Source organism: Uniformispora flossi (genome assembly GCF_049534875.1).
Taxonomy (GTDB): domain Bacteria; phylum Actinomycetota; class Actinomycetes; order Streptomycetales; family Streptomycetaceae; genus Yinghuangia; species Yinghuangia aomiensis.
In genome coordinates, this window is sequence record NZ_JBMULZ010000006.1 from 26,163 (window position 1) to 44,825 (window position 18,663).

Annotated in this window: 20 protein-coding genes; 11 read left to right on the forward strand and 9 right to left on the reverse strand. The window is 72.0% G+C overall.

All coding sequences use genetic code 11. From position 1 onward, the window contains the following. Position 1 precedes the first annotated feature (1 nt). Positions 2-1,180 carry a hypothetical protein gene (locus ACPA54_RS15280; RefSeq protein ID WP_423529957.1) on the reverse strand — a complete coding sequence of 393 codons (1,179 nt, stop codon included), beginning with the start codon at positions 1,178-1,180 and terminating at the stop codon, positions 2-4. A gap of 189 nt (positions 1,181-1,369) precedes the next feature. On the opposite strand from ACPA54_RS15280, the gene ACPA54_RS15285 reads away from it, so the two are divergent. Next, on the forward strand, positions 1,370-2,464 hold the full coding sequence (locus ACPA54_RS15285; protein WP_423529959.1) for a WD40/YVTN/BNR-like repeat-containing protein: 1,095 nt from the start codon (positions 1,370-1,372) through the stop codon (positions 2,462-2,464). 55 nt (positions 2,465-2,519) lie between these two features. Here ACPA54_RS15285 and ACPA54_RS15290 read toward each other — a convergent pair whose 3' ends face one another. Both ACPA54_RS15290 and ACPA54_RS15295 read right to left on the reverse strand, forming a co-directional pair. Next, entirely contained in the window at positions 2,520-3,623 is a 1,104-nt protein-coding gene (locus ACPA54_RS15290; protein WP_423529961.1) for a serine hydrolase domain-containing protein, read from the reverse strand. Between the two features lie 102 nt (positions 3,624-3,725). Continuing rightward, positions 3,726-4,514 carry a methyltransferase domain-containing protein gene (locus ACPA54_RS15295; protein WP_423529963.1) on the reverse strand — a complete coding sequence of 263 codons (789 nt, stop codon included), beginning with the start codon at positions 4,512-4,514 and terminating at the stop codon, positions 3,726-3,728. A 42-nt stretch (positions 4,515-4,556) separates the two neighbouring features. Here ACPA54_RS15295 and ACPA54_RS15300 point away from each other — a divergent pair, with 42 nt between their 5' ends. The 3 genes from ACPA54_RS15300 (at position 4,557) to ACPA54_RS15310 (ending at position 6,050) form a co-directional block, all read left to right on the forward strand. Then, the gene (locus tag ACPA54_RS15300; RefSeq protein WP_423529965.1) at positions 4,557-5,204 is read left to right on the forward strand and encodes a GNAT family N-acetyltransferase; all 648 of its coding nucleotides are present in this window, start codon (positions 4,557-4,559) and stop codon (positions 5,202-5,204) included. Positions 5,205-5,354: 150 nt separating this feature from the next. Then, positions 5,355-5,588, forward strand: a complete 234-nt coding sequence (locus tag ACPA54_RS15305) for a hypothetical protein (RefSeq protein ID WP_345676200.1) — start codon at positions 5,355-5,357, stop codon at positions 5,586-5,588. A 15-nt stretch (positions 5,589-5,603) separates the two neighbouring features. Next, positions 5,604-6,050 carry a carboxymuconolactone decarboxylase family protein gene (locus ACPA54_RS15310; RefSeq protein WP_345676199.1) on the forward strand — a complete coding sequence of 149 codons (447 nt, stop codon included), beginning with the start codon at positions 5,604-5,606 and terminating at the stop codon, positions 6,048-6,050. On the opposite strand, the gene ACPA54_RS15315 is transcribed toward ACPA54_RS15310, so the two are convergent. Further along, positions 5,977-7,356 (reverse strand): MFS transporter, encoded by a 1,380-nt coding sequence (locus ACPA54_RS15315; protein WP_423529968.1) that lies wholly within the window; start codon positions 7,354-7,356, stop codon positions 5,977-5,979. The two genes, ACPA54_RS15310 and ACPA54_RS15315, sit on opposite strands and share 74 nt — an antisense overlap. After that, positions 7,353-8,309 carry an NADP-dependent oxidoreductase gene (locus ACPA54_RS15320; RefSeq protein WP_423529970.1) on the reverse strand — a complete coding sequence of 319 codons (957 nt, stop codon included), beginning with the start codon at positions 8,307-8,309 and terminating at the stop codon, positions 7,353-7,355. Before ACPA54_RS15320 ends, ACPA54_RS15315 begins: the two co-directional genes overlap by 4 nt. Before the next feature lie 218 nt (positions 8,310-8,527). Between ACPA54_RS15320 and ACPA54_RS15325 the strand changes: the two genes are divergently transcribed. Further along, positions 8,528-10,057 carry an AMP-binding protein gene (locus tag ACPA54_RS15325; RefSeq protein ID WP_423529971.1) on the forward strand — a complete coding sequence of 510 codons (1,530 nt, stop codon included), beginning with the start codon at positions 8,528-8,530 and terminating at the stop codon, positions 10,055-10,057. 142 nt (positions 10,058-10,199) lie between these two features. Here ACPA54_RS15325 and ACPA54_RS15330 read toward each other — a convergent pair whose 3' ends face one another. After that, the gene (locus tag ACPA54_RS15330; protein WP_423529972.1) at positions 10,200-10,940 is read right to left on the reverse strand and encodes a TetR family transcriptional regulator; all 741 of its coding nucleotides are present in this window, start codon (positions 10,938-10,940) and stop codon (positions 10,200-10,202) included. A 148-nt stretch (positions 10,941-11,088) separates the two neighbouring features. Between ACPA54_RS15330 and ACPA54_RS15335 the strand changes: the two genes are divergently transcribed. Beyond that, positions 11,089-11,949: a 3-hydroxybutyryl-CoA dehydrogenase gene (locus tag ACPA54_RS15335; protein WP_423529974.1), complete on the forward strand. Its 861-nt coding sequence runs from the start codon at positions 11,089-11,091 to the stop codon at positions 11,947-11,949. 60 nt (positions 11,950-12,009) lie between these two features. Beyond that, positions 12,010-13,170 carry an acyl-CoA dehydrogenase family protein gene (locus tag ACPA54_RS15340; protein WP_345676193.1) on the forward strand — a complete coding sequence of 387 codons (1,161 nt, stop codon included), beginning with the start codon at positions 12,010-12,012 and terminating at the stop codon, positions 13,168-13,170. A 116-nt stretch (positions 13,171-13,286) separates the two neighbouring features. Here ACPA54_RS15340 and ACPA54_RS15345 read toward each other — a convergent pair whose 3' ends face one another. Beyond that, a complete protein-coding gene (locus tag ACPA54_RS15345) occupies positions 13,287-14,426 on the reverse strand; it encodes a site-2 protease family protein (RefSeq protein WP_423529976.1) in 1,140 nt (379 codons plus the stop codon). A gap of 178 nt (positions 14,427-14,604) precedes the next feature. On the opposite strand from ACPA54_RS15345, the gene ACPA54_RS15350 reads away from it, so the two are divergent. Continuing rightward, positions 14,605-14,949, forward strand: coding sequence for a VOC family protein (locus ACPA54_RS15350; protein ID WP_423529978.1), 345 nt, complete (start codon positions 14,605-14,607; stop codon positions 14,947-14,949). A gap of 49 nt (positions 14,950-14,998) precedes the next feature. After that, positions 14,999-15,475, forward strand: coding sequence for an SRPBCC family protein (locus ACPA54_RS15355; protein WP_423529980.1), 477 nt, complete (start codon positions 14,999-15,001; stop codon positions 15,473-15,475). 30 nt (positions 15,476-15,505) lie between these two features. On the opposite strand, the gene ACPA54_RS15360 is transcribed toward ACPA54_RS15355, so the two are convergent. Continuing rightward, entirely contained in the window at positions 15,506-16,540 is a 1,035-nt protein-coding gene (locus ACPA54_RS15360; RefSeq protein ID WP_423529982.1) for an LLM class flavin-dependent oxidoreductase, read from the reverse strand. A gap of 393 nt (positions 16,541-16,933) precedes the next feature. Here ACPA54_RS15360 and ACPA54_RS15365 point away from each other — a divergent pair, with 393 nt between their 5' ends. Further along, entirely contained in the window at positions 16,934-17,332 is a 399-nt protein-coding gene (locus ACPA54_RS15365; protein ID WP_423529984.1) for a rodlin, read from the forward strand. 112 nt (positions 17,333-17,444) lie between these two features. Then, on the forward strand, positions 17,445-17,843 hold the full coding sequence (locus ACPA54_RS15370) for a rodlin (protein WP_423529985.1): 399 nt from the start codon (positions 17,445-17,447) through the stop codon (positions 17,841-17,843). 158 nt (positions 17,844-18,001) lie between these two features. Here the strand turns inward: ACPA54_RS15370 and ACPA54_RS15375 are convergent, their stop codons facing one another. Next, positions 18,002-18,583 carry a helix-turn-helix domain-containing protein gene (locus tag ACPA54_RS15375; RefSeq protein ID WP_423530595.1) on the reverse strand — a complete coding sequence of 194 codons (582 nt, stop codon included), beginning with the start codon at positions 18,581-18,583 and terminating at the stop codon, positions 18,002-18,004. Positions 18,584-18,663: the final 80 nt, after the last annotated feature.

Here is an 18,663-nt window from a genome sequence, read left to right on the forward strand (position 1 = left end):
CTCAGCTGGTGAAGTCCCAACCGAATATCTCCGGCGGCGCCGTCGGCACCGGCGGGTCGGGCGGGTCGGGCACTTCGCCGAGTTCCGGAAACCTCCGCCGGACTTCGGCGAGGAATCCGCGGCCGTCCGAACCGAAACTGGACGCCGCCGCGTACAACGCGTCCACGGCGGCTTGCAGCGGGTCGGGCTCGGCCGCCCCGGTGAGCGCCGGCAGGGCCACCGCTTGACGGCTGATCTCGCGCGGCGCCAGGGCGGGAATGACGACCGTGGTGCGCGGCACCCCGGGGTCGCCGTACACGCGGTCGAAGGCGCGGCGGCCGTCGCCGAACGGCTCGGGCAGCGGTTCCCCCGCATCGAGCGCGTCGAGCGCGGGCGCGATCCAGTCGACCTGCGCCAACCCCGCGGCCTCGAACGCACGACGGGCGGCCCAGCGCGCGATACGGCGCTGGACCGCCGGGCCGGCCGCGTCGAGCGCGTGCACGAGGTGGACGTCGAGGACCCGCAGCCCGTGGACGTTCCCGCGGATGTTGCGCAGCCGGTCGGACGGCTCGCGACCACCCCAGACGGTGAGCTCGTACCGCCGGGCGGCTTCCCGCTGCCGCTGCCGTTCTTCCTCCGCGGCGCGCCGGGCTGCTTCGGCTCGTTCTTCGGGGGTCGGCGGGGGTGGCTGGGACCGCGCGTGGGAGTGCCAGTAGGCGGCCTGCTTGCTGGTCAGCTTGAGCACCTGGTCGGGTTCTTCCGCTGCGGGCCAGAACTGGAGCAAGTAGCTGTCGACGTGGGGCTCGCCGCTGAGCAAGACGTTCATGTCGTTGCCCGCATCCATGCCGGTGGCGCAGTAGCGGACCCGGTGCGGCGCCGCCGCCAGGGCGAACTCGCACGGAGTGCCGCCGCCCCACTGGTTGACGGACACCGTCGCGGTTTCCGGGGCGAAGGACACCTCGACGATGTCCTCCCAGTGGTCGTCCAACGCCGGGGCAGTGTCGTGGATTTCGATGGTCAGGCGGACGTGGCCGGTATGCATGCCGGTGATCAGCTGCAGGTGCCCGGGCTCGGCGGCGCCGCAGATTCCGTTCTCCTGGCCGCCGACGGCGCTGCCGAGGGATCGGGCCCAATCGTCCCGGGCATCGACGTACATCGACATGTAGGCGACATCGACGTCGCCGTCGAACACGGTTCGCACGGTTTCCCCCTTCACGCTCGCACGCGCGATTGCCGCGGCCATGATGACGGAGCGCACCGACACGCACGGTTGGTCGTTCACTCGTTCGAGAGAAACCGGAGTGGATTGGCTTGATTGCCGACGGATCGGGCGTAGCGTGCGGACGGTGTGGGGGGTCCGTCTGTACGCGCAAACCGCTCGGAGGCTGCCATGCCGGAAACCATCCTCCTCGCCGTGGGCACCCGTAAGGGCCTGTGGCTCGGTCGTTCGACCGACGGCGGCGGGGCGTGGGATTTCACCGGGCCGCACCACCCGATGACAGGGGTGTACTCGGTGCTGATCGACAAGCGGCGGGCGGAGCCGCGGGTGCTGGCGGGGGTGACCAGCGAGCATTTCGGGCCCGCGGTCGCGGCGAGCGACGACTTGGGGGCGTCGTGGGGCGAACCGCAGGTGGCGGTGGTGGCGTTCCCGAAGGACGCGGACGCGTCGGTGGAGCGGGTGTGGCAGTTGCAGCCGGGCGCGGCGCACGAGCCGGACACCGTGTATGCCGGGATCGAGCCGTCCGCGCTGTTCCGCTCGGACGACGGCGGCCGGTCGTTCGCGCTGGTCCGCGGGTTGTGGGACCACCCGCATCGGCCGCACTGGACGCCGGGGTTCGGCGGGATGGCGATCCATACGGTGCTGCCGCATCCGACGGTGCCGGGCGACATGACGGTGGCGATGTCGACGGGCGGGGTGTACCGCACGTACGACGGCGGGGTCACGTGGCAGGCGTCGAACACGGGGATCCGGGCGTACTTCCTGCCGGACGAGTATCCGGAGTTCGGCCAGTGCGTGCACAAGATCGCCCGGCATCCGGCGCGCCCGGACCGGCTGTTCCTGCAGAACCACCACGGCGTGTACCGCAGCGACGACGGCGGGGCGACGTGGCAGTCGATCGCGGACGGCCTGCCGAGCGACTTCGGCTTCCCGATCGCGGTGCATCCGCACGCGCCGGACACGGTGTTCGCGTTCCCGCTGGTCGCGGACGCGATGCGGTTCCCGCCGGAAGGCCGCTGCCGGGTGTACCGCAGCGACGACGCCGGGGAGACGTGGGAGGCGCTGTCCGCCGGGCTTCCGGAGGACGGGTTCTGGACGGGCGTGATGCGGGACGCGCTGACGGTCGACGACACCCCGGAAGCCAACGTGTACTTCGGGACGCGCTCGGGTGAGGTGTACGTCGGCCGGGATGGCGGCGCGCACTGGCACCGGGTTGCCGAGCACCTGCCGGACGTGCTGTGCGTGCGGGCGGCGACCGTGGGGTGACCGCAGGCCCCGTCCGGTCGGGTCCGCCGCGCGACGGACCCGACCGGCCCCATCCTCAGTCGGCCACCGCCTCCGCGACCAAGGCCCCGATCCGGTCGACCGCATCGGAAGGTCCGGGGAAGAACCGGTTCTTGGTCAGCGCGAAGGCGACGCCGGTCTCGGTGTCCGCATATGCGGTGCTGCCGCCCATGCCGGGCATGCCGAAGACGCTCAGGGTCCGCTGCGGGTCGGCGCCCGGGCGGCCGAGGTTGTAGCCGAGCGCCCGCGGCGCCGGGAAGCCGACCATCTGGTCGACGTCGGCGGTGGCCAACGCGGTGGCCGTGCGCAGCCGCGCGTCGGAGATCAGCCGGACGCCGTCCACCTCCCCCAGCAGCGCGGCGTACATGCGGGCGACCGCGCGGGCGGACATCGTGCCGCCCGAGGGGATGTCCGCGGTCAGCACGACCGGGTTGTTGCCGTAGTCGGCGCTGGGGGTGAGCGCGGGCGGCGTGGCCTTGACCAGCGGGAGGTCGGCAGGCATCGCCGCCATCATCGCGGCGGTCCCGGGCGCGTCCTGGAGCCGGGCGAGCCGGCTCATCTCGGATTCCGGTACGCCGAAGAACAGTTCGCCGCCGATGCCCAGCGGCTTCGCCACCTCCTCGGCGAGCACCTGCGCGATCGGCTTCCCGGTGGCCCGCCGGACGATTTCGCCCATGACGAAGCCCCAGGTCACCGCGTGGTAGCCGGTCTTGGTGCCGGGCTCCCACCACGGCTCGGCGGCGGCGATCAGGGCGCACATCCGCTCCCAGTCGGCCAGGTCCCACACGGTGAGGTCGGCCGGGAGCGCGGGGACGCCGACGGAATGGGTCAGCGCGTGCCGGACGGTCGCCTTGCCCTTGCCGTGCGCGCCGAACTCCGGCCAGAACTCCACGATCGGGGTGTCGTAGTCCAGCGCGCCGCGCTCGGCGAGGACGTGCGCCACCGTCGCGGTCACCCCCTTGGCGGTCGAGGCGCTGAAGAACGGGGTGTCCGAGGCGACCGGCCGCCCGCTCGCCGGATCCGCGACGCCCGCCACCGCATCCACGACCAGCTCTCCCTGCCGGTACACCGCGACCTGGATGCCCAGCTCGGCGCCGGACTCGACCAGTTCGTCCACGACCTGCTGCACCAGCTTCTGCATGCTGTTCCTGCCTTCCCGACCTTCGACGGCGGCGTTTCGGGGACGCCGTTCACCCGTGAGTCGGAACCGCAGGCGGAATCTTGACATCCCCACCGCGGCGGATCAGCCCGGGCGTCGCGCGGAGGTGACGAACAAGGTCACGGCGCCGAGGAACGCGCCGCGGTCCGCGCGGTCGCGGAGGTCGGCATGCCACCGAGCGGTCTGCTCGGCAGTGGCGAGGCCGGTGGCGGCCGCGTGTGCGAGTGCGGGGAGCAGCCACAGCGGCTCGGCCACGGGGAGGCTGGTGAAAGTGAGCGGGACGGCGTCGACGCGGATGTCGCGGAACCCGGCGGCGGCGAGGTCGGCCATGGTGCGGGTGCCGGCGTGTCCGTTGGCGAGGCTGTCGGTGAAGCCGGCGATCAGCGTGCGGGTGAGGGACGGGTCGCCGCAGGTCAGGACGACGGAGTCGAAGTCGGGGTCGGCGAGGACGATGCGCCCGCCGGGAACCAGGACGCGCCGGGCTTCGGCGATCGCGGCCGCCGGGTCGGCCAGGTGCAGGTAGACGCGTTCGGCCCGGTACCAGGACAACGAGCCGTCGGAGAAGGGCAGTTCGAGGGCGTCGCCGGTGGCGAACGGGAGGTCGGGGTGGCGCAGCCGGGCCGCATCGACCATCGCGGTGCTCCGGTCGACGCCGGTGCCGGAGATGCCGCGGGCGGCCAACTCGGCGAGGGCGGTGCCGGTTCCGCATCCGATGTCGGCTCCGGGGCCGTCGACTTCGGCCGCCAGGTCGTAGGTGCGGTGGCGGGCCTGCGCCATCGCGGGGAGGGCGGCGACCTGCTCCAGGTAGGACACGAAGGGGTCCGGGGCGGCCGCGTCGTCGACGGCGCTGAACTGTTCTCCCAAAATCGTCACGGGTTGTAGTCAATCACATCCATATAGTTAGTATCGGCGCTCATGGAATCCTCTGTGCTGTCCCCTGCCCGAGTGCGACGTGCCGGCGCGACGCTGGCGTTGCGCGAACTCACCGTGTCCGATGCCGATGCGTTGTCCGAGATCCTGGGCGATCCGCATGTCATGCGCCGCACTTCGTCGGGTGCGCTATCGCACGACGCCGTTGTCGAGTTGGTGCGTCAGGCCGAGGCCGAGCAGGCCGACCCGGCCCGCGTCCGTTTCTGCATGGCCATCGTCCAGCTCGCGGATGGCTACCTCGTCGGCACGGTGACCCTCGAACTCGACCGGTACTCCGCCGTCTACAGCCACACGATCATCCTGCGGCCGGGCCTGGCGAACCTCGCGGCGGGCTACGAGACGACGCAGCTCGTCCTCGGGATGGCGATCGAGGACCTCGGCGCCGAGCGCTTCTGGTGCATGGCCGCCGAGGAGAACACCATCGCCAACCGGCTGTTCCTGGCCGCGGGCGGTTCACTCGACGGCAAGATCCGGCACGTCTACTTCCGCGACGGCCACTGGTGGGACGCCAACATGTACTCCGTCCTCAAGGACGAGTGGCACGCGCGGGCGAACCTGACGCTGCGCGAGGCGCTGGCCATGCTGCGCCGGGACGGACAGGTGTCCCGGATCCCCGTGCCCGCCGGGGGCTGACCGTCCGCGTCGGGCGGACTCGCGGGGGACCGCTTAGCGGGGCTTAATGTGCGTTGCGATCTTCGTCGTTGTTCGTGCGGGGCTCGAGGGCCGAGGGTGGGAGGGCAGGAAGAGCGCCTTTCCAGGGCGCGGTCCTTTCGAGAGGGTGCGATGAGCGCGAGCGCGAGTGCGGAGTCGGACGCGCACGACGATGCGAAGGTGGCGGCTTTCCGGCTGGCGGTGATCATCGGCGGCGTGCCGGCGGATCCGGAAGGGGCCGTGCTGGGTGACTGGTTCATCCGCCGGGTGGAGGCGCATCGCGATGGGGACACGGGTGTCATCGATCTCGCCGAGCTCTGCATATCCCGGGCAGTGGCGGGTGCGGCCGTGGCAAGTCCCCCGTAGGGCAAGGAGCCTTCAGTGTATCGACAGCGCATCGACCTCCCCGCCGCCGCGGCCGGGGGCTATCAGGCGCTGGCGCGCCTCGACAGCCTGATCCGGCGGGACGGTCTGGTCGACGACCGGCTGCGGGTGCTGGTCAAGTTGCGCACGTCGCAGCTCAACGGGAGTGCCCCGCATCTGGCCGAGTACGCCGCCGACGCGCAGCGGCTCGGGGAACCGCCCGAGCGGCTGCACGAGTTGGCGGGCTGGCGCGAGTCGACGCGGTTCACCGCGTCGGAGCGTGCCGCGCTGGGGCTTGCCGACGCGGTGACGCGGCTGGGGCCCGACGGTGTCCCGGACGCGGTCTATGACGCGGCGGAAAACCTGTTCGGGCCCCAGCAGTTGGGCAACCTCATCCTGACGATTGCGGTGACGAATGCGCTGAACCGGATTGCGGTGACAGCGCGGCTGCAACGGCCGGAGTGAGGTCGGGAACCCGGGGCGGGGGCACGGTCGCGGCGTCCGAGCCCCCGCCCCGTGGCTCGGGGACGGCGTCGGGTCCGGGTTCGGACTCCGCCGCGGGCGGGGCGCCGGCCCGGACCCGCCGCACGTCGGGCGACAGCAAGGCGCCGACCGTCGCGGCGACGACCAGTCCGGAGAACGCGACCAGCGCGCCGCGCGCCCCGATGACGTCGGCCAGCGGCGCGGCCGCGACCAGCCCCAGCGGACCGAACATGAACGATCCGAGCGCGTCGTAGGCGCTGACCCGGGACAGCGCCTCGCGCGGGATCTCCCGCTGCATCGTGGTCTCCCACAGCACGCCGAACACGTCGAAAGCGGCCCCGGTGACGAACACCCCGGCGACCACGACCGCCAGTGGCGCCCCCAGGCCGAGGAGCAGGAACGGCAGCGGCACGAGCAGCACCGCGAGTGTCGCCACGAACAGCGTCCGCCGGGGCCGGATCCGGATCGCGAGGAACACCCCGGCGAAGGTGCCCAGCGCTTCGCCGATGAGCACCGCCGACCAGGCCGGCGCCCCGCCCAGGTCGGCCTTCGCGACGACAGGCCCGAGCACCCCCATGCACGCCTGCAGTCCGGCGATGACGAAGGTGAACTGCAGCACGATCACCCACAGCCACTGCCGGGACCGGAACTCCTGCCAGCCTTCCCGGAGTTCCCGCAGGGTCGAGGGGGCTTCACCGCGTGCCGCGGGCGGGACTTTCAGGCTCTTGAGCAGCAGTGCCGACGCCACGAATCCCGTGCCGTTGAGCACCAGGGCCCAGCCCGGCCCGATCAGCGCGACCGCGGCACCGGCCAGCGCCAGCCCGAGCATGCGTGCGGCGTTGACGCCGATCCGCAGCACGCCGTTCGCCGTCTGCAGGTGCTCCTCGGGGACGACGTCGGGGACGAGCCCGGTCAGTGCCGGATAGAACAGGGCGAGTGCCACGCCCGTCCCGGCGGCCGCGCCGGCGACCGCGACGACCGGCGCGTGCCCGGTCAGGAACATCGCCGCGATGGCGAAGAAGCAGACCGCGGACAGGGTTTCGGAGAACGCCATCAGCCGGGCCCGGGACATGCGGTCGGCGGTGACGCCGCCGAACAGCATCAGGGCGACTTCCGGCACCGCTTGCGCGGCCAGCACGATCGTCAGCGTCGTGGCGTTCGCTCCGGGGAGGTCCAGCACTCCGAACGCCAGCGCCACCGGTCCGAAAGCCGCGCCCAGGACCGAGAAGCTGCGCGCGGTGAACAGGATCGCGAACCGCCGGTCCCGGAACAGCTCGCGGCCGTTCACGAAGCGTCCACGGTCAGCACGACCTTGCCGCGGCCGTGCCCGCGTTCCACGAGCCGGTGCGCGTCCGCGGCGTCCGCGAGCGGGAGGACCGCGCGGAAGTGCACACGCAGTTCCCCCCGACTCCACAGGTCGGCGAGGTCGACGAGCCGGCGGGCGTCGCGGCTGGGCGTCCATTCGCGCAGTCCGAGTTCGCGTGCGGCGGCGTCGTCGATCATCGTGACGATCCGATCGCGGTCCCGGACCACTTCCACCGATGCCAGCAGGGCCTCGCGTCCGGCGCCGTCGAGGACCGCGTCCACACCGTCCGGCGCCGCGGCACGCACCCGCTCGATCAGTCCGGGACCGTAGCGGACCGGGGTGGCGCCCAGCTCGCGCAGGTAGTCGTGGTTGGCCTCGCCGGCGGTGCCGATCACCGTCGCGGCGCCCCACGCCCGCGCGATCTGCACGGCCAGCGTGCCGAGGCCGCCCGCGGCGGCGTGGATCAGGACGGTGTCACCGGGTCCGACGTTCAGCTCGCGCAGCGCCATGTGCGCGCCTTGACCGTTGCCCGGGAGGGCGGCGGCGACCGTCCACGGCATGGCGGCGGGTTTGCGGGCGAGGTTGGCGGAGGGGACGACCACGTACTCGGCATACGCGCCGAGCGTCGTGAACCCGAACACCTCGTCGCCGGCCGCGAATCCGCTGTCCGGCCCGGCTTCGTCGACGACCCCCGCGAACTCGTTGCCCGGCACCACCGGATGCTCCGGCAGGCCGGGGGTGAGACTTCGGGGAAACTCGCCGGCGCGTACGCCGGTATCGAACGGCATCACCCCGGCGGCGCGCACCGCGACGCGCACCGCGGTCGGGTCGGCGACGGGGTCGACGTGCGGGACCGGCAGGTCGACCGGGCGGAGGACGTCGGGCGGGCCGAAGTCGGTGAAGGCGACGGCGTGCATACGCGCGACGGTGTGCATGGGAGCCCCCTATCGGAGTAGATCACTCCGTTAAACTAAGACGGAGCGATCCGCTCCGCAACAGGTTTTCCGTCACACCGTCCCGCGACCCCGTCCCGAGCCGTCCCGCGCGCCTCTCCCACCCGAACGACTCCGCAGGACACACGCACCGGGTTCTGGCCCCACCCCCTGCCCCTCGGCTTTACTTCGACGACCCGCCCCATGCCGGAGGTGCTGCCGTGTACTACCCGCTGACCGTTCGGGACTTCCTGGACCGCGCGGAGCGCGTGTTCCCGGACCGGATCGCCGTCGTCGACGAGCCGGACCAGCCCGCGACGCCGCTCGGCTCCCCCACCTACCGCGACGTTGCCGCGCTCGCCCGCGCACAGGCCGCCCGGCTGGACCGGCTCGGGGTGCCGGCCGGCGGCCGGGTCGCGGTGATCTCGCAGAACTCGGCGCGGCTGTTCACGTCGTTCTTCGGCGTGTCCGGCTGGGGCCGCGTCCTCGTTCCGGTGAACTTCCGGCTGACCACGCCGGAGATCGACTACATCGTGCGGCACAGCGGCGCCGAGGTCGTCTACGCGGACCCGTCGTGTGCGGGCGTCCTCGACGGCCTCGACGTCCCGCACAAGTTCGTGCTCGGCGACGACGACGCGCTCTACCTCCACGGCGTCGAGCCGCGCCCGTGGGACGCACCCGACGAGGCCGCGACCGCGACGATCAACTACACCTCGGGAACGACCGCCCGCCCGAAGGGCGTGCAGCTCACGCACCGGAAGCTGTGGCTCAACGCCACGGTCTTCGCCCTGCACGCGGGCGTCGGCGACCGGGACGTGTACCTGCACACGCTGCCGATGTTCCACGCCAACGGCTGGGGCATGCCCTACGGCGTCACCGGCCTCGGCGGCCGCCACATCGTGCTCCGCCAGGTCGACGGCACGGAGATCCTGCGCCGCGTCGAGGAGCACGGCGTCACCCTCATGTGCGCCGCGCCCGCCGTGGTCAACGCCGTGCTGGACGCCGCGCCGCACTGGGACGGCGAGATCCCCGGCCGCGACCGGGTGCGTGTCATCTGCGCGGGCGCCCCGCCGCCGACCCGCACGATCCAGCGGATTCTCGACGATCTCGGCTGGGAGTTCATGCAGATCTACGGCCTCACCGAGACGTCCCCCGTGGTCACCGTCAACCGGATGCGCGCCGAATGGGACGGCCTCGACAGCACCGAGCGGGCCCGGCGGCTCAGCCGCGCGGGCGTCCCGGCGCTCGGCGTCCGGGTCGACGTCGACGTGGACGGCGAGGTGCTGACGGCGTCGAACCACAACCTCGACGGCTACTGGGACCAGCCGGAGGAGACCGCCAAGGCGCAGGCCGGCGGCTGGTTCCGCACCGGTGACGGCGGCTACGTCGACGACGAGGGCTATGTCGTGATCTCGGACCGGAAGAAGGACGTCATCATCTCGGGCGGCGAGAACGTGTCGTCGATCGAGGTCGAGGACGCCCTGATGTCGCATCCGGCGATCCGGGAGGTCGCGGTGATCGGCACGCCGGACGAGAAGTGGGGCGAGCTGGTGACCGCCCTGGTCGTCACCGACGGCTCGGGGGTGACGGCGGAGGAGCTGATCGCACACTGCCGCACCCGGCTCGCGGGCTACAAGTGCCCCAAGCGGGTGGACTTCGCGGAGAGTCTGCCGCGCACGGCGACGGGCAAGCTGCAGAAGTTCAAGCTGCGCGAGCCGTACTGGGCGGGGCACGACCGGCAGGTGCACTGAGCCGACCTGAGCATGCGCGGCGTCGGCGGTCCCTCCGCGGGGCCGCCGACGCGCGGGTTATGCGCCGGTCGACACGGGTATCCGCGGCGGGTTCCCACCCGGCGGAGGTCGCGTGACCGGCGTACCGCGAGCGGCGTGCCCGCTAGGCCGTCCTATCGGCCAAGTCCGCGGCCTGCCCGGATTCTTCGGCGCGGCCCGCGGGGGTGAGCGCGGCCTCGACGTCGCGCACGACGCGCCACATCGGGGTGCTGCGGCGGGCCACGAACACCACGACGTCGTCGGGTTCGGGGGCCGCGGCGCCGGCCGGGGAGCCGTCCGGGTGCCAGGCGCTGCGGACCAGGTCGAGGGCTTCGTCGACGGCGGCCCACACGTCGCCGTCGCCGTCGGCGCGCAGCCAGGAGCGCAGGGCGTGGTTGTGCGCGGCGACCACGGAGGCGGAGATGACGTCGGCGCGCAGGGTGCTCTGCGGGGAGCCGGCGAAGCGGGCGCGCAGGTAGGTGGCGAGGGCCTGCTGGTAGCGGCGGACGACGGAGAGCTCGTAGGCGCGCAGTCCGGGGACCTGGCGGGTCATGCGGTAGCGCTGGACGGAGAACGCGGGTTTGTCGGCGTAGAGCCCGAGGACCATGCGGGCGGCGTCGCAGACCTTGGCGATCGGGTCCTCGTCGTCGCGGGCCGCTTCGAGGAACTCCCGCATCTCGGTGAGCGAGTGCTCGTGGTCGGGGAAGACCACGTCTTCCTTCGTCGGGAAGTAGCGGAAGAACGAGCGCCGCCCGACGCCGGCCCGGGCCACGATGTCGTCGACCGTCGTGCCGTCGTAGCCGCGGTCCGGGAACAGCGCGAACGCCGCCTCGATCAGGGCGTCGCGCATCGGCACTTTGGTCATGGGCCCCAGCCTAGCCGAATGACACTCGATACCCTTACAGTAGGGAACTCAGTTCCCTACGCGTGTTCCGCACGGCCATGTTCCGTGCACCACCGCGTGTCCGCTCCCCCACAAGGGGCCGCGGGCACACCTGGAGTGAGGAAGCTTCATGACGACCTCCCTGCGCCGGATCGGCGTGGTCGGCGGCGGCCAGATGGGCGCCGGAATCGCCGAGGTCTGCGCCCGCGCCGGCCTGGACGTGATGGTGTGCGAGACCAGCCCGGACACCGCCGAGCAGGGCCGCAAACGGATCGCCAAATCGCTCGACCGCGCGGTGAAGGCGGGCAAGATCGACGAGCCCGAGCGGGCCAAGGCACTCGATGCCATCCGCTTCACCACGTCGCTCGCCGACTTCGCGGACCGCACGCTGGTGATCGAGGCGGCGTCCGAGAACGAGGACGTCAAGCTCGGCATCTTCACCGAACTCGACCGCGTCGTCACCGACCCGGAAGCGGTCCTCGCGTCGAACACCTCGTCGATCCCGATCATGAAGCTCGGCACCGCGACCCGGCGCCCCGAGCACGTCGCCGGCATGCACTTCTTCAACCCGGTCCCCGTGCAGCGCCTGGTCGAGGTCATCCCCTCGCTCGTCACCTCCGACGAAACCACGCGGCGCGTCGAGGAGTTCGCCACCGCGCTGCTCGGCAAGACGGTGATCCGCTCGCAGGACCGGGCCGGCTTCGTCGTCAACGCGCTGCTCGTCCCCTACCTGCTGTCCGCGGTGCGGATGCTGGAGTCCGGGTTCGCGTCCGCCGAGGACATCGACAACGGCATGGTGCTCGGCTGCGCCCACCCGCTCGGCCCGCTGCGCCTCGCCGACCTCATCGGCCTCGACACGCTCAACGCGATCGCCGAGTCGATGTACGCGGAATTCAAGGAGCCCCTGTACGCGCCGCCGCCGCTGCTCCTCCGCATGGTCGAAGCCGGGCTCATCGGCCGCAAGAGCGGCCGCGGGTTCCACGCCTACTGAGCCACGCCTCCCCCCCTTTTTCGTCCTTTTGTGCACGTCGTTGGAAGGCAGAACCTGATCATGGCCGGTCGTAGTGATTTCGATCTGTTCCGGGTCTCGGAGGAGCACGCGATGCTCCGGGACACGGTGCGCGGGTTGGCGGAGGCGAAGATCGCACCGTTCGCGGCCGACGTGGACGAAGCCGGCCGGTTCCCGCAGGAAGCCCTCGACGCGCTGCGCGCCGCGGACCTGACCGCGGTGCACATCCCCGAGGAGTACGGCGGCGCCGGTGCCGACGCCCTCGCGACGGTGATCGTGATCGAGGAGGTCGCGCGGGTGTGCGCGTCGTCGTCGCTCCTCCCGGCGGTGAACAAGCTCGGCACGATGCCGCTCATCCTGTCCGGTTCGGAGGAGCTGAAGCAGCGCTACCTCACCCCGGTCGCCGCGGGCGAGGCGATGTTCTCGTACTGCCTGTCCGAGCCCGAGGCGGGCTCGGACGCCGCGTCGATGCGCACCCGCGCGGTCCGCGACGGCGACTTCTGGGTGCTCGACGGCGTGAAGCGGTGGATCACCAACGCCGGGGTGTCCGAGTACTACACGGTCATGGCCGTCACCGACCCGGACAAGCGTTCCAAGGGCATCTCCGCGTTCGTGGTGGAGAAGTCCGACGAAGGCGTGTCGTTCGGGGCACCCGAGAAGAAGCTCGGCATCAAGGGCTCCCCCACCCGCGAGGTCTACCTCGACCGGGTGCGGATCCCGGCCGACCGCATGATCGGCGCCGAGGGCACCGGCTTCGCGACCGCGATGGCGACCCTCGACCACACCCGCGTCACCATCGCCGCCCAGGCGCTGGGCATCGCCCAGGGCGCGCTCGACTACGCCAAGCAGTACGTCCAGGAGCGCAAGCAGTTCGGCAAGGCGATCGCCGAGTTCCAGGGCATCCAGTTCATGCTCGCGGACATGGCCATGAAGCTGGAGGCCGCCCGCGCGCTGACCTACCAGGCCGCGGCGAAGTCCGAGCGCGGCGACGACGACCTCACCTTCTTCGGCGCCGCCGCCAAGTGCTACGCGTCCGACGTCGCCATGGAGATCACCGTCGACGCCATCCAGCTCCTCGGCGGCTACGGCTACACGCGGGACTACCCGGTGGAGCGCATGATGCGCGACGCGAAGATCACGCAGATCTACGAGGGCACCAACCAGGTGCAGCGGATCGTGATGGCACGGAACCTGCCCAAGTAAGCCAACCCGCAGGTCACGGCCACGCGCAGCCCCGTGGACGCTCCGTATCGCCGGATCCGTCTCCGGGGCGCAGCGCGTTCGGCGGTCGATGGGGAGGCGTTGGGGAGACGTCCCCGTCACGGCCGCGGCGGTTCCGCCGGGCGGCCGCGGAGCGCCGCGTGGTGCTGGAGGCGGGCGATGTCGTCGTGGGTGACCATGCCGACGAGGCGGCCGTCGTCCAGGACCAAGGCGGCGTGGCTGCCCGAGGTGAGGGCGGTGAGGACCTGGTCGGCGGGCTCGTCCGGGGCCAGGAGCCGGTGGACCGGGCGGGCGACGGCCTCGACGCGGGTGTCGGCGCGCAGGCGGGCGGGGACGGCGGCGAGCATGCGGAGGGTGACGACGCCGACCGGCTGACCGTCGAAGCCGACGACCGGGAAGACGGACTGCCGGGAGCCGGTGACCAGGCGTTCGGCGCAGTCGGCGACGGTGGTCCACGAGCCGACGGTGTCGGGGGCGGACGTCATGACGTCGCGCACCAGCAGCCCTTCGAGGCCGCGGCCGAGCGTGCTGCGGGCTTCCTCGCCCGCCGCGGCGCCGACCACGAACCAGCCGAGCAGCATGAACCACAGGCCGTCGGCGGTCACCCCGGTCAGCACCAGGAACGCGCCGCCGCCGATGAACACGGCGCCGAGGATCCGTCCGGCGCGGGCGGCGGCGCGCGCGGCGCGGTCGCGTTCGCCGGTGTGCCGCCACATGACGGCGCGCAGCACCCGGCCGCCGTCGAGCGGGGCGCCGGGCAGCAGGTTGAAGACGGCGAGGAGCAGGTTGGTACCGCCGGTCCAGAGCAGGGCCAGCGCGAGGACGTCGGGCAGGTCGGCGGCCGCGGCGGCATAGGCGAGTCCGACGCCGGCGGCGCCGGCCGCGAAGCTGGTCGCGGGGCCGGCCAGGGCGACGCGCAAGTCGGTACGCCAGTCCGGGGGTTCCTCTTCGAGTTCGGCGACGCCGCCGAGCAGCCACAGGGTCACGGACTTGACGCGCATGCCGTGCCGGCGGGCGACCACGGCGTGGGCGGCTTCGTGGGCGAGCAGCGAGGCCAGGAACAGCGCGCCGGTGGGGATGGCGACGGCCCACGCGACGACGGGCGACGGGTTGCCGGCGGCGGCCGGCAGGATGCGGGTGGCGAGGAGTGCCACGATCAGCCCGAAGATGGCCACCGTGGACCAGTGGGCGCCGACGGGTACGCCTCTGATGGTGCCGAGCCTGACGCTTTGCCTCATCGCCCGCTCCCGGATTTCCCCGCATCTCGCGGCGAGGCCCCGGATCCCGAGGCCCCTTACTCCAAGACTGCGTCGCCGGGACGCGGAACGGGGGCGCCGGCGGGGGCGAATTCCGCAGAGCGCGGCGATAGGCGCGCCGTTGCCGGGTTCCGCGGGGTGCCGAAGTTAGCGTGGAAGGGTGATCAACGGCGCGCACGTCATCATCTACAGCCGCGATGCCGACGCCGATCGGGCGTTCCTCAAGGACGTCCTCGGTTTCGCGCACGTCGACGCGGGCCGCGGCTGGCTGATCTTCCGGCTGCCGCCCGCGGAGGCGGCGGTGCATCCGGCCGAGGGGTTCGCGCACGAGGTGTTCCTGATGTGCGACGACGTGCGCGCGACCATGGCCGAACTGGAGGCCAAGGGAGCGGAGTTCACCGAACCGGTGACGGACGCCGGTTGGGGGCTCAAGACGTCGCTGCGGCTGCCCGGGGGCGGCGATCTGGGCCTTTACGAGCCGCGCCACCCGGTCGCGCACGACTGACCCGCTACCCGCGCGCGGCCCGGTGCCGGGTGCGTTCTACGCTCCCGCCATGCCGACCTTCGAGCTGGTCATCCGCATCGCGGCTCCGCCCGAGCGCGTGTTCGACGCGTCGCTGGACGTGGACGTGCACACGGCGTCGATGGCCGACTCCGGCGAGCGCGTCGTCGGCGGCGTGTCCGCGGGCGGCATGCGGCTGGGCGACACGGTGACGTGGCGGGCCCGGCATTTCGGGGTGTGGTGGCGGATGACCTCGGCAATCACCGCGTATGACCGGCCGGGCTTCTTCGTCGACGAACAGCAGCGCGGCCCGTTCCGGCGGTGGCGGCACGAGCACCACTTCGCCGCCGACGACGCCGCCGGGAACGGGAGCGGGACGGTGATGCGCGACGTCGTCGCGTTCACGTCCCCACTCGGCGTCCTGGGGCGCGCCGTGGACGCGCTCGTCCTGCGGCGGTACATGGTCAAGCTGATCGCCGAGCGCAACGCGCACATCAAAGCACTCGTGGAAGCCGAAGCCCGGCACTGACCCGTAGGCCGGTGCCGGCGGCACAGCCCGCTACCGGAACGCCGGGATGACCTCGCGTCCGAACAGTTTCACCATGGCGGCGATCTCGTCGAACGTGCCGAGGGACGCGCGCGCATGGTTGCCGGGCAGGCCCGCGCCGAAGGCGGCGTGGACGTGGGTGCAGCCGGTGGCGTCGGCGTAGCGGCGCACCTGCCCGATCACGTCGTCGGGGCTGCCCCACAGGAGGCGGTCGGCGGCGATCTCCTCGGCGGAGATCTTCTCCCCGGCGTCGAGGCGGGCGAACAGGGCCTTCTCGGTGTCGTCCTCGGCCGACTCGCGCCAGTGGTCCATGAGGCCGTCGACGTAGTGCGGGAGGACGTCGGCGGCGACCTGGTCGTGGTCGGTGCCGAGCCACGCGTAGCGGCGCAGGATCCAGTCGGGGCGGGTGCCGTGCGCGGCGCAGGAGGCGCGGTAGACGTCGAGGCAGGACTGGGCCTTGCCGAGGGATTGGACCGGGCCGCACAGCCAGGCGTCGCCGAGTCGGGCGGCGCGGTCGACGGCGACGTCGGCGACGCCCGCGACCCACAGCGGCGGGTGCGGGTCCTGGACCGGGCGGGGATGCACGGTGAGGTCGGGGAAGGACCAGAATTCGCCCTCCCAGCCGGTGTCCTCGGTGGTCCAGACGTGGCGGAGGATCTTCAGGGCTTCTTCCATGCGGGCGCCGCGACGGCGGAATTCCGAGCCGTGGACCTCGTACTCCAGCGGCCACCAGCCCATGCCGACGCCGAGGGAGATGCGGCCGCCGGATATCTGGTCGATGAGGGCGACCTGTTCGGCGACCCGGATCGGGTTGTGCACGGGCAACTGGAAGATGCCGGTGCCGACCCGGAGCGTGTCGGTGCGGGCGGCGACGGCGGCGAGGAAGGTGAGCGGGTCGCCGAGGTTGCCGGGCATGAAGTGGTGGTGGCCGATGGTGACCGTGTGGAAGCCGCTCGCTTCGGCGATCCGGGCGAGTTCGAAGGTCTCGCGGTAGGGGTCGCGGGCCCCGGGGTCCACGAGCAACGGCAGCGACATGGAGAAATCCACGGTCATCTCCTCTCGGCCCGCGCCGCGGCGCGGAGGTGACGGGCCATCAGACCCTGCCGCAGATCGGCCGCATGATCAACAGCCATCGGGGGCGCGGCCCGGGGCCGCGAAGGCTCGTCCGTTCGGTGGTGCTCGACCGGATTCGGCGTGACTTGGGGGCTGAGTGCGTCGTTGATTGGGACAGGTGGCTTTTGGCCACGGGTAGCCGCGAAATTCCACCCGAATGGGTCAGACGAAACCGCTCTCGCGGGTGGCGCTTGATCCTTAAGGGTGAACTGCCGCAACCAAATTGCGAGTTGCGAGTTTGTCAGGGAGCGCAGGCAGTGCCCCCGGCAGTGCCCCGGCAGCAAAGCAACACCCGCTGGATCACCCTCCTCCCGAGAAGGACTATCGATGGCCCACGTGCTCAAGAAGGTCGCCGCTTCGTCCGCCGTTGTCGCGGCAGCGGTCGGCGTCGTGGCGACGGCCGCTCCCGCCGCGATGGCGGGCGGCAACAACGGCCAGCACACCAACTTCGTCGGCAACTCGGCCAAGCAGAACGTCGGCAACACCTCGAGCGACGGCTACTTCAGCCCGAACTTCGCCCTGGTGAACGGCGGCGTGCTCGACTGCTTCGACATCCAGAAGGTCAGCGCCCAGGTCCCGGTCGGCGCTCTCATCGGCGCGGGCATCGGCGTCCAGGACCTCCTGAACAACTCGCAGAACCAGACCTGCACCAACAACTCGGTGCAGGAGAACGGCGACGGCCCGCTGTCGCACGTGCTGTCGGGGATCCTCTCCGACAACGGCTGACGCACCGGCCGATCCACGTCCGGACGGCCGGGCCCGGAACGCCGGGCCCGGCCGTCCGGACGCGCAACACCGCACCACCACCCCTCCTGCGAAATCGCGAAAAGGAATACCGATGTCCCAGACCCTCAAGAAGGTCGCTGCCTCCGCTTCCGTCGTCGCCGCTGCGGTCGGCGTGGTCGCCGCTGCCGCTCCCGCCGCGATGGCGGGCGGCAACAACGGCCAGCACACCAACTTCATCGGCAACTCGGCCAAGCAGAACATCGGCAACACCAGCACGAACGGCCTTGGCAGCCCGAACTTCGGTGTGGTCAACGGCGGCGCGCTGAACTGCTTCGATGTCCAGAAGGTCAGCGCCCAGGTGCCGGTCGGCGCGGTCGTGGGTCTGGGCGTCGGCGTCCAGGACCTGCTGAACGACTCGCAGAACCAGACCTGCACCAACAACTCGGTGCAGCAGAACGGCGACGACGTGCTCTCGCACGTCCTCTCCGACATCCTCGCCAACAACGGCTGACGCTTCGCCGTCGTCCGCCCGCCCCGCACCGCGGGGCGGGTTCGGGAGGAACACGGGCCGCCGGGTGGCTTTCGCCGCCCGGCGGCTTCGCCGTGTCCGGCCGGTCCGGGCGGACCGGTCGGCCGGAAGGGTCGGCCGGAAGGTTCAGTCGGAAGTGGTCAGTCGGAAGCGGCGCAGCGGCTCTTCGGTGCCGCGCGGACGTGCATGCGCTCGCCCTGGCGGCCGAAGAGGCTGAGGATTTCCACCGGGCGCGCGTCGGCAGGGCCGAAGCAGTGCGGCAGCCGGGTGTCGAACTCGGCGGCCTCGCCCGCGCCGAGGACGAGCGTGCGGTCGCCGACGACCAGGCGCAGGCGGCCGGCCAGGACGTACAGCCACTCGTAGCCTTCGTGGGTGACCGGCGTGCAGTCCGTCGGGCCGCCCGGCATCACCGTCTTCCAGGCCTGCAACGGCCCCGGCTGGCGGGTCAGCGGAATGACCGTGCGGTCCGGGAGCTTGTGCGGCGTCAGGCGGACCCGCGGGTCGCCGACCGCCGGGGCGCCTACGAGTTCGTCGAGCGGCACCTGGTATGCCTGCGCGATCGGCAGCAGCAGCTCAAGGCTGGGCCGCCGCCCGCCGGATTCCAGGCGGGACAGCGTGCTCTTGGAGATCCCGGTCGTCTCGGCGAGCGCGGTCAGGGTCACGCCGCGGTCGGTACGGAGCCTGCGCAGGCGCGGGCCGACGCCGGACAGGGCTTCGGCGATCGGGTCGGGGCTCGGGCCGGTGCCCGTGCTGGGGTCGGTGCCGGGGTCGTCGGTGGGTTCCACGGTTCGATTGCACCCCG